Annotated in this window: 1 protein-coding gene; it reads left to right on the top strand. The window is 65.0% G+C overall.

Annotated elements, in window-relative coordinates; translation table 11 throughout:
* On the top strand, positions 1-568 hold a 568-nt coding region (locus P0D70_RS36775; protein ID WP_459252453.1), incomplete at both ends, for a tail assembly protein.

The raw sequence follows: 568 nt of genomic DNA, 5'->3' as shown, positions 1-568 counted from the left end.
GATTGTTCGCGCGGTGAATCCATATTGTCACGCGCAGGGCCGGCAGGTCTATGAACTCGACTCGCCGTTGACGCCTGCTGAGTGGGCGGAACGGGCGGGCGTCGACACGCAGCACACGATAGTCTGCGTCGACGCCGACTACTGGTTGCGCAAGGACTGGGATAAGCCGATCCCGTACGGCGCGATTGTCCAGTTCATCCCCGTACCGAAGGGCGGTGGCGGATCGAATCCCCTGCAGGCCATATTGATGATCGCGGTGGCCGTCGCTTCGGTCTATACGGGCGGCGCTGCGGCGGCTGCATATGGCGCGGCAACCGGGGTGGCGGCTGGCACCGTTACGGCGGGCATGATGGCGGTCCAGGCAGGCGTTTCGATGGCGGTCATGGCCGCAGGCTCGATGCTGGTCAATGCGATCGTGCCGGCCAGAACAGCGAGCGTCGCGCAGGGTACGACCAACAGTCCGACGTATTCCCTGTCGGCGAGCGGGAACACCGCGCGGCTCCTCGAGGCAATTCCTGTTCTCTATGGCCGGATGAACACGACGCCTGATCTGGCCGCGACCCCGTAC

It is taken from the genome of Paraburkholderia sp. RL17-381-BIF-C (assembly GCF_046026435.1).
Taxonomy (GTDB): Bacteria; Pseudomonadota; Gammaproteobacteria; order Burkholderiales; family Burkholderiaceae; genus Paraburkholderia.
The sequence above is the reverse complement of the archived record's forward strand: the minus strand, read 5'-3'. Positions and strand labels throughout refer to the sequence as shown.